Source organism: Streptomyces sp. NPDC058289, from assembly GCF_042880975.1.
Taxonomy (GTDB): domain Bacteria; phylum Actinomycetota; class Actinomycetes; order Streptomycetales; family Streptomycetaceae; genus Streptomyces; species Streptomyces stoeckheimensis.
Map to the genome: position 1 here is coordinate 1 of NZ_JBHVYI010000025.1, position 8,831 is coordinate 8,831.

Genomic DNA, 8,831 nt, shown 5'->3' on the forward strand with positions numbered 1-8,831 from the left:
CATGCCTAGGGGCTTCCGCTGCGCGGGGCGGAGTCCCCTACCCGCCCTTCGCCCGTTCCCCGGGGCTGCGCCCCGGACCCCCTTGGGGCTCCGCCCCAGGCCCCGGGCCTCAAGCGCCGGACGGCTGAAAGATCCGGGCCCCGGGCCTCGAACCGGACGGCTGGAGGGGGCTACGGCCAGCGGGACGTGGTCAGGTGGGCCAGGGTGGGTTCCGGGGTGGCGGAGGGGGCCGCCGGGGTGGGGCGGCGGTCTTCCAGGGGGGTGATGGGGGCGGTCGGCTGGCTCAGGAAGACGCGGCGGACCACGCGCTCCGCCGCCTGGCCGTCGTCGTGCGTGCAGAACCGGGTCCGGAAGGACGCGCGGAGCTGCGCGGAGCGCGAGCCCTGCCAGTGGCCGGTGGAGAAGATGTCGACCAGCTCGTCCTCGGTGCGGGCGATCGCGCCCGGGGGGAAGGCCCGCAGGTCGAAGTACGTGCCGCGGGAGGCCTCGTACGCCTCCCAGTCGTCCGCGTGGATCACGATCGGGCGGTCCAGGGCCGCGTAGTCGAACATCAGCGACGAGTAGTCCGTCACCAACGCGTCCGAGGCCAGGCAGAGTTCCTCGACGGAGGGGTGGGAGGAGACGTCGAGGAGGCGCGGGTGGGGGTCGGGGGCGGGTGATCCCGCGTACGTGAGGTGGGTGCGGGTCAGGATCGTGTAGCGCGGGCCCAGGTCGCGCAGGATGCGGTCGAAGTCTGGGTGGGCCGGGCGGCTGCGCCGGTAGTCGCGGTGGGTCGGTGCGTACAGGATCGCCGTGGAGCCCGGCGGGATGCCGAGGCGTTCGCGCAGTTCCAGGACGTCCGCCTGGGTGGCCCGGTGGAACACGTCGTTGCGGGGGTAGCCGTACTCGAGCGTGGTGTACGAGGAGGGGACCGCCTTCTCCCAGACGAGGGTGGAGTGGCGGTTCGAGGAGAGCAGGTAGTCCCACTGGTCCGCGCCGCGGAGCAGGCCCGCGAAGTCCGTCGTGGGGGTGGCCGCCGGGCGGTCCTGGAGGTCGAGGCCGACCCGCTTGAGCGGGGTGCCGTGCTGCGTCTGGACCAGGATCTGGCCGGGCCGCTTGACCAGCGCACGGTCGAAGTTGACGTTCGTGACGAGGTAGGTGGCGCGGGCCAGGGCCGTCCAGTACGCCGCCGAGCCCGGGCGGAGCGGGGTGGTGCCGCGCGGCAGGGTCGAGGCGTGCGCGGGATCGCAGATCCAAGCCGTCCGCATGCGCGGGGCGAGTTCGCGCAGCTTGGCTTCGATCGCCGCCGGGTTGCAGGCGTAACCGCCGTGCCAGTACGCGGAGAAGACCGCCAGCTCCGGGCGGAGCGGGAGCAGGCGCTGCGTGCGGTAGTGCAGGCGCAGGACGGTCTCCCGCAGGCCCCGGCCCAGGGTGACCCCGGCGCGGCCCGCCGTCAGCGAGGCCGAGCGGAGCAGGGAGAGGATGCGGTACGCGCGCCTGGTGCCCAGCCGCATCAGGAGGTGGCGGGTGCGGTCCGTCCGGCTCAGGGACAGCGGCCGGGGGCCCGGCACCCGGTAGCGGCGCAGCAGGGCCGAGGCCCGGGCGAAGAACTCGGCCCGGGCGGCGCGCGGGAGCCGGCGCGGGTCCGCGTACAGGGCGCAGAAGTGCTCGGCCATCCGCCGGTGCACGGCGGGCCGCCAGCGCTCCAGCTCGGGGCGGGCGGCGAGGTAGCCGAAGACGCGGTCGTACTGGTCGAAGACGTCCAGGTGGCGGCGGGTGGACGTGGTCAGGATCGAGCCCGTGCGGCGCTGGCGGTAGTGCACGCAGACCCGGTCCAGGACCGCCACGGACTCGGCCGCCAAGAGCGCGGGATAGGTCCAGGGGGTGTCCTCGTAGAAGCCGGGCGGGAAGGAGAGGCCCTCGCGCTCCACGTACTCGCGGCGGTAGGCCTTGTTCCACACCACCATCAGCATGCCGAGGAGGGCCGGGCGGTCGGCGAGGCGGAAGCTGGCCGGGCCCTCCTCGGAGAGGCGGTGGGAGAGGCTGTTGCGGACGAGCTCCCCGGTCCAGTAGGTGCGCGCGTAGTCGTAGACGAGGACGTCCGGGGAGCCGGTGGCCTTCAGCCGGTCGGTGATGGCCTGCAGGGCGCCGGGGGCCAGGGTGTCGTCGCCGTCGAGGAAGAGCACGTAGTCGCCGGTGGCCCGGGACAGGCCCGCGTTGCGGGCCGGGCCCAGGCCCAGGTTGTGCGCCAGGTGCACGGCGGTGACCCGGGGGTCGCGGGCTGCGCAGTCGTCGATGATCGAACCGCAGGCGTCCGGGGAGGCGTCGTCGACCACGATCAGTTCGAGATCCGGGTACGACTGGGTCAGGACCGAGTCCAGACTCTCCTGGAGGTACGCCTGGACCTTGTACGCGGGCACGATGACGCTGAACCGGGGCACGGCACATCCAGGGGTCGGCGCGGGCATATGGCCCAGGAACCCCCGGCGTGGTGATCGGGTTACGCAGGGTGCGGCATTCGGGTTACGGAGCGTCAACCCGGCACGTCAACGCCATGATCGAAGGCTGATTGCCTGATCGCCCACCCGGTCTCCTACTTGATCGCTCCCGCCATCACCCCCGAGACGAACTGCCGCTGGAAGGCGAAGAAGACGACGAGCGGCACCACCATCGACAGGAAGGCGCCGGGCGCCAGTACGTCGATGTTGTTCCCGAACTGCCGTACCTGCTGCTGGAGCGCGACCGTGACGGGCGGGTGCGCCGAGTCCGCGAAGACCAGGGCGACCAGCATGTCGTTCCACACCCACAGGAACTGGAAGATGCCGAGCGAGGCGATCGCCGGACCGCCCAGCGGCAGCACCACCCGTGTGAACAGCCGCAGTTCGCCCGCCCCGTCGAGACGGGCCGCCTCCAGCAGCTCGCGCGGGATCTCCGCGAAGAAGTTGCGCAGCAGGAACACGGCGAACGGCAGCCCGAAGGCGGTGTGGAAGAGGACCACGCCCGCGGTGGTCTCGAACAGGCCTATGGAGCCGAAGAGTTCGGAGACCGGGATCAGCGCCACCTGGACGGGTACGACGAGCAGCGCGACCACCAGCAGGAACAGCCAGTCGCGGCCGGGGAACTCCAGCCAGGCGAAGGCGTATCCGGCGAACGACCCCAGCGCCAGGACGAGCAGGGTCGCCGGGACGGCGATGGCCGCCGTGTCGATCAGCGAGCCGGTGACGGTCTCGTTGGCCAGCAGCCGCTCGTAGTTGTCGGCCGTCAGCCGGGAGGGCGCCGTCAGCGCCTGCCACCAGCCGCCGTCGTTCAGCGCGGTGGGGGAGAGGAAGGAGGAGAGCAGCAGCCCGAGCGTGGGCAGCAGCCAGAACAGGCCCGTGAGGACCAGGAAGACCCGCAGCGCCCCGCCGGCCGCCCGCGCGGCGAGGGACCGCGCGCCGGCGACCGGGGCGAGGGGCGAGGCGGGGGGTGAGGCGGGGGCCGGCGTACGGGACGGGGTGCGCGGCGGTGTGCTCATCGGCGGGCCTCCCGGCGCATCCGGCGGATGTTGTAGGCCATGACGGGAGCCACGAGCACCAGCAGCAGCACCGCGATGGCGCTGCCCAGCCCCGGATCGGCGTCCGTGCCGAAGGAGGTCCGGTACAGCTGGAGCGCCAGGACGTTGGCGTCGTCCTGCACGGCGCCCGGGGCGATCACGAAGACCAGGTCGAAGACCTTCATGACGTTGATGACGAGGGTCACCAGCACGACGGCCAGGACGGGCGCCAGCAGCGGCACCGTGATCCGCCGCAGCACCTGCCACTCGCTCGCCCCGTCCACCCGCGCCGCCTCCAGCAGCTCGCGCGGTACGGCGGCCAGCCCGGCCCCGATCAGCACCATCGCGAACCCGGCCCACATCCACACGTAGGCCCCGATCACCGCCGGGGTCACCAGGGTCGGGCCGAGCCACTCGACGCCCCCGTAGGCCTCCCGGAAGTTCGAGGCGGGCAGCCGCAGCAGTGCGCCGTCGGCCGCGGCGGACAGGGTGAAGGTGCCGTCGGCCCGGGTCCTGGCCGAGTCGACCACCCGGCCGTCCTTGACCGCCTCGACGCGCAGCCCCGACAGGGCCGACTCGGTGGGGTCGACCGTGTTCGTCGTACCGCCCCCGCCCCGGGTGAAGTCCTGCCAGGCGGTGCCGGTGACCTTCCCGGGCTCGGTGGCGGCCGGCCGCGCCGTCCGCGTTCCCGGGGGAAGGGCCTCCGGGGCGATGCCGACCAGCGGGAGCGGCGCGGGCACGCCCGCCCGTACCGGATCGCGGGTCACGTACGCGCCCCCGTCCGCCGGGAGCAGCGGCGAGTCCCGGCCGGGGCGGGCCTTGGGGAAGGCGGAGGACTCGGCGAAGGTGTCGTGGACGCCGACCCAGACGGCGTTGGCCACGCCCCGGTCGGGGTCGGCGTCGTAGACGAGCCGGAAGATGATGCCCGCCGCGAGCATCGAGATGGCCATCGGCATGAAGACGATCAGCTTGAAGGCCGTTCCCCAGCGCACCCGTTCGGTCAGCACGGCGAAGAGCAGACCGAGTGCGGTGGCGGTGACCGGGGCCAGCACCACCCAGATCGCCGTGTTCCCCAGCGCGGTGCGGATCGTGTCGTCGCTCAGGATCTCCCCGTAGTTCCCGGCGCCGACGAACTCCTCGCCGGAGCGGTCGAAGAAGCTGCGGTAGAGCGAGTAGCCGATGGGGTGCACGACGAGCGCGCCGAGCAGGACGAGGGAGGGGAGGAGGAACGCCGCGGCGGTCAGCCGGCGGCGCCGGGTCTCCTTGGCCTTCGGGGAGCGGGGGCCGGTGGCGGGGCCCGCCACCGGGGTGGTCGCGGGGGATCCCGTAGGAGGGGCCGCCGGGGATCCGGCGGAGGCTCCGATGGGGGCTCCGGTGGGGGAGGCCATCGGGATCAGTTCCCGTAGGCCTTGGCCGCGTCCGCCTCCAGCCTCGCCTGCGTCCCCGCGATGTCGGCCGGGTTCGCCAGGAAGTCCTGGAGCGCCTTCCACTCGCCCGCCCCCGGGGTCCCGCCGAAGGCCGCCGGAGCCTGGTCCGACATGTCGAAGCGGAAGTTGTCGCCCGCCGCGATCAGGGCCTCGGCGATGCCGCGCTGGATGTCGTTCGGGTACGCGGCCGGTTCGAGCGCCTTGTTCGGGGAGAGGAAGCCGCCCTCACGGGCATGGATCCGCGCCGAGTCCACCGACGCCAGGAACGTCAGCAGCGCCTGCGCGCCCTTCGAGGCCTTCAGCGCGACCGCCACGTCCCCGCCCGAGACCACCGGCGCCTTGGCGCCGACCGCCGGGAAGGGGAAGACCAGCGCGTCCGTGCCCACCTTCGCCTCCGTCTGGGCGATGTTGACCGCCACGAAGTCGCCCTCGAAGACCATCGCGGCGGCCGGCCGGTCGCCGCCGGTGAAGGTCTGCGTCACCGACTTCGGGAACTCGGTCGCCAGCGCTCCGCTCTGGCCGCCCGCCAGGAAGTCCTTGCGGCCGAACAGCTCGGCGAGCGAGGTCAGCGCCTGCTTCACGCTGTCGTCCGTCCACTTGATCTCGTGCTTCGCCAACCGGTCGTACTTCTCCGGGCCCGCCTGCGAGAGGTAGACGTTCTCGAACCAGTCGGTCAGGGTCCAGCCGTCGGCCCCCGCCACCGAAACCGCCGGGGTGCCGGACGCGGACAGGGTGTCGGCGGCCGTCAGGAGCTCCTTCCAGGTCGCCGGGGGCCGTACGCCCGCCGCCTCGAAGGCCTTCGCGTTGTACCAGATCAGCGACTTGTTGGCGGCCTTGTAGTACACGCCGTACTGGGTGCCGTCGACCGCGCCCAGCGTCTTCCAGCCGGGCGAGAAGTTCTTGTCCAGCTGGGCCTGCGCCTCGGCGCCGACCGGCTGCGCCCACTTGTTCTTGACCGCCGAGACCAGCGCCCCGACCTGCGGGAGCAGCGCCACGTCCGGCGGGGCGCCGCCCGCGATCTTGGAGCCGAGGAAGGTGACGATCGGGTCCTGCGCCGGGACGAAGGTGACCGTGGCCCCCGTCCGCCGCTCGAACTCCTCCAGGACCTTGACGAAGTTCGCCTGCTCCGCGCCCGTCCAGACGGCGGCGACCTCCAGCTTCTCCCCGTCGAGACGGGGTAAGGCGACGGACGGCCCGCCCGAGGTGTCGGGGCCGTCCTTGCCCTTCGCCGGCTCCTTGCCGTCGCTGCCGCACGCGCCGAGCGCCAGTGCGCCGACCACGGCCAGAGCGGCCCAAGCGTGCCGTCGGCCGGCGGATGTATGGGATGTCGTGCGGCTCGTTCCGTGCGTGCGCATGGCGGTGCCCCCGATGCCTCGCTGGCGATGGTGTGTCCCGTGCCACAAGGTCTACGCCGCCCCGCGCACCCCCGCAATACCGCCTCACGGCGTACGGGGGTGGGCGGGGGGCCGGTCAGGGGCGGCTCGGGCGCCGTTTCAGGGGGCCGGCGGGAACAGCACCGGTACCGCCGACACCAGGTGCGAGGCCCGGTCCAGGGCGCTGGCCAGCAGCGCCAGGTCGGTCGGGCCGTTGCCCAGCTCGCGGACCGGGCGACGGGCCGGCGGATCGCCCATCCGCTCCCACTCCACCGGCACCACGGTCGGCCGCAGCGTGGCCGTCCGGGGGATCCGGCCGGTGACCCGGCCGCCCTGGAAGGGGACCGTGCGCCCGTCGGCGTACCGGAGCACGCCCCGGCCGGGCCCCGGCTGGTCGGGGGCGTCGAGCTCCACGCGCAGGGTCGTGAGCCGGGCCAGCTCGGTGTCGGCCGTCCGGTCCGGGCGGGCACTGGTGGCCACCAGGTGCACCCCGAGCCGGGCTCCCTCGCGGGCCACCGCCTCCAGCGCGCGGACCACCGAACCGGCGGCGGGCCGGCCCGTACTGCCCAGGCCCGGCGCGACCAGCGCGTCGAAGTCGTCCACGAGCACGACGAGGCGGGGCAGCGGGCTGGGCCCCGCCGGATCGGTACGGGTGACCGAGGAACGCAGCCGCAGGGTGCCGGAACGTTGGGGTTCGAGATCGCCGCGCAGCTCGCCGGGGGTGGGCTGGCGGGGCGAGACCATCCGGTCGGAGACTTCGCGCGCGGCGTGCCACTCGGAGAACGGCACCCCGTCCAGGAGCTCGGACCGCCGCTTCAGCTCGGCGCCCAGCGCCTGCGCGAACTCCCGCATCCGCAGCGGGTCCGAGGCGACCAGGTGCGCCGAGACGTGCGGCAGCTCCGTACAGGGCAGCAGGCCGTCGCCGCGCTCGCCGCCGGCGCCGTCGAGCAGGACCAGGCCGAGCCGGTCGGGCCGGGCGGCCGCCGACAGGGAGGCCGCCACGGTGCGCAGCAGTTCCGTACGGCCGCTGCCGGCGGGCCCCTCGATCAGCACGTGCGGGCCGTCGGTGACCAGTTCGGCGCCCACCGGCCCGCGCCGGCCGGTGCCGAGGACTATCTCCGCGAGCCCGCCGACGCGCTGTCCCTGGTCGGTGGCGGCGGCCCAACGGGCCATCAGGGAGGCCGGGGTGGCCCGGGCCAGCCCCAACTCGTCCAGCAGTCGGGAGGTCTGGGGAAGGTTGGCGGCAGCCGGCCGGTAACCGCCCTCCGTGACGGGGGAGTCGGCCTTGAGGGGGGCCAGGGCGCGGGCGAACCGCTCCGCCCAGGCCGCCGATACGGCGTCCGCCGTGGCCGTACCACCGGACCCGGCCGGGATGCCGCCCGAGACCGCGAAGGTCCGTACGGTCGTGGCCACATCACCGCTGAGCAGGGCGGCGGCCCGGCAGCCCCGGAAGGCGGGGGCGGCCGCGCAGGCCGCCTCGTAGGTCTCGGCGACGGGCGACGCGGGCGTCGCGGCCGGCGCTTCGGCCAGGACCAGCACGTGGATCCCGGCGGCCGGCCCGTGCGAGGTCAGCCGGCCGGTGATGTCCCGGAGCGCCCCCGGACCGGGGTCCCCGTCGAGGACCAGGAGCGTGTACGGGCCCCGGTAGGCGTACGAGGCCTCGCGCACCGCCTCCGGGCCGGCCGTGGCCCAGTGGGTGCCGAGCGGGCCGTCGTCGAGCCGCCGGGTCAGCTCCCCGGCGCGGGCGGCCGCCTGATCGCGGTCGTACGCGAGCAGCAGCCGGCAGTCCTGCCCGTGCGCCGGGCGTACGTGGGGCAGCCAGCCGAGCCAGCCCCAGTCGCGGCGGCGTTCGGCGAGCGGGCGGGCCCGGTCGGTGGAGATCAGCACGATCTCCAGGCGCTGGCCGGGGGCGTGCAGGGCCGCCAGCCGCGCGATGACGGAGCGGGCCACACCGGTCAGCCGGGCCCGGGGTCCGGCGATCCCGAGCGCGCCGGTCTCGCGGAGCGCGACCTCGCTGCCCGCACCGAGCGTGACGTCGAGCCCGGCGGGCCCGGCCCACAGCCGCGGGGCCGGCCCGAGGGCGGTGAGCAGCAGGGCCGCGGGATCGTCGGAGCCGGGCCGTGCGGCGACGGCGGCCGCGGTCTCGGCGACCACCTCCACCTCGGCGGCATCCGCCCCGCGCACCCACTTGCGCGCCCAGGCACCGATGCCGCGACGCGCTGCGCGGCGGGGTTCGGACCCGCTCCCGGCCTCGCGGGCCGCCTCGGGTTCCTCCCAGCCGCCCGCACCGTGATGCTCGACCCCGGTCCGCTGCGCGACCCCTAGCCGGTCGCCCCCGTACGGGCCTGCGGCTCCGCCGCCGTGGGGGGCTCCGGGGTACGGGCCTGCGGCTCCGCTTCCGTGGGCTGCTCCGGCGTTCGGTCCGGCGGCTCCGCCCGCGTGGGCCGCTCCCGCGTACGGGCCTGCGGCTCCGGCCGGGTGCGGCGCTCCGGGGTGCCGCCCGGGGGTGCCGTTGGGGTG

5 protein-coding genes are annotated in these 8,831 nt (G+C 74.7%); all 5 read right to left on the reverse strand.

Annotated elements, in window-relative coordinates; all coding sequences use genetic code 11:
• Positions 1 to 170: 170 nt before the first annotated feature.
• Positions 171 to 2,420: a CDP-glycerol glycerophosphotransferase family protein gene (locus ACFVX6_RS15185; protein ID WP_389691520.1), complete on the reverse strand. Its 2,250-nt coding sequence runs from the start codon at positions 2,418 to 2,420 to the stop codon at positions 171 to 173.
• A gap of 152 nt (positions 2,421 to 2,572) precedes the next feature.
• Entirely contained in the window at positions 2,573 to 3,493 is a 921-nt protein-coding gene (locus ACFVX6_RS15190; protein WP_389691522.1) for a carbohydrate ABC transporter permease, read from the reverse strand.
• Positions 3,490 to 4,899 (reverse strand): carbohydrate ABC transporter permease, encoded by a 1,410-nt coding sequence (locus ACFVX6_RS15195; RefSeq protein ID WP_389691524.1) that lies wholly within the window; start codon positions 4,897 to 4,899, stop codon positions 3,490 to 3,492. The genes ACFVX6_RS15190 and ACFVX6_RS15195 overlap by 4 nt, the downstream gene beginning before the upstream one ends.
• Before the next feature lie 5 nt (positions 4,900 to 4,904).
• Complete coding sequence (locus tag ACFVX6_RS15200; RefSeq protein ID WP_389691526.1) at positions 4,905 to 6,293, reverse strand: ABC transporter substrate-binding protein; 1,389 nt, start codon at positions 6,291 to 6,293, stop codon at positions 4,905 to 4,907.
• A gap of 138 nt (positions 6,294 to 6,431) precedes the next feature.
• On the reverse strand, positions 6,432 to 8,831 hold a 2,400-nt coding region (locus ACFVX6_RS15205), incomplete at its 5' end, for an FtsK/SpoIIIE domain-containing protein (protein WP_389691528.1).

Coding starts and splice junctions, on each gene's coding strand:
- ACFVX6_RS15190 (WP_389691522.1), bottom strand. CDS start 3,493: ATGAGCACACCGCCGCGCACCCCGTCCCGTACGCCGGCCCCCGCCTCA.
- ACFVX6_RS15195 (WP_389691524.1), bottom strand. CDS start 4,899: ATGGCCTCCCCCACCGGAGCCCCCATCGGAGCCTCCGCCGGATCCCCG.
- ACFVX6_RS15200 (WP_389691526.1), bottom strand. CDS start 6,293: ATGCGCACGCACGGAACGAGCCGCACGACATCCCATACATCCGCCGGC.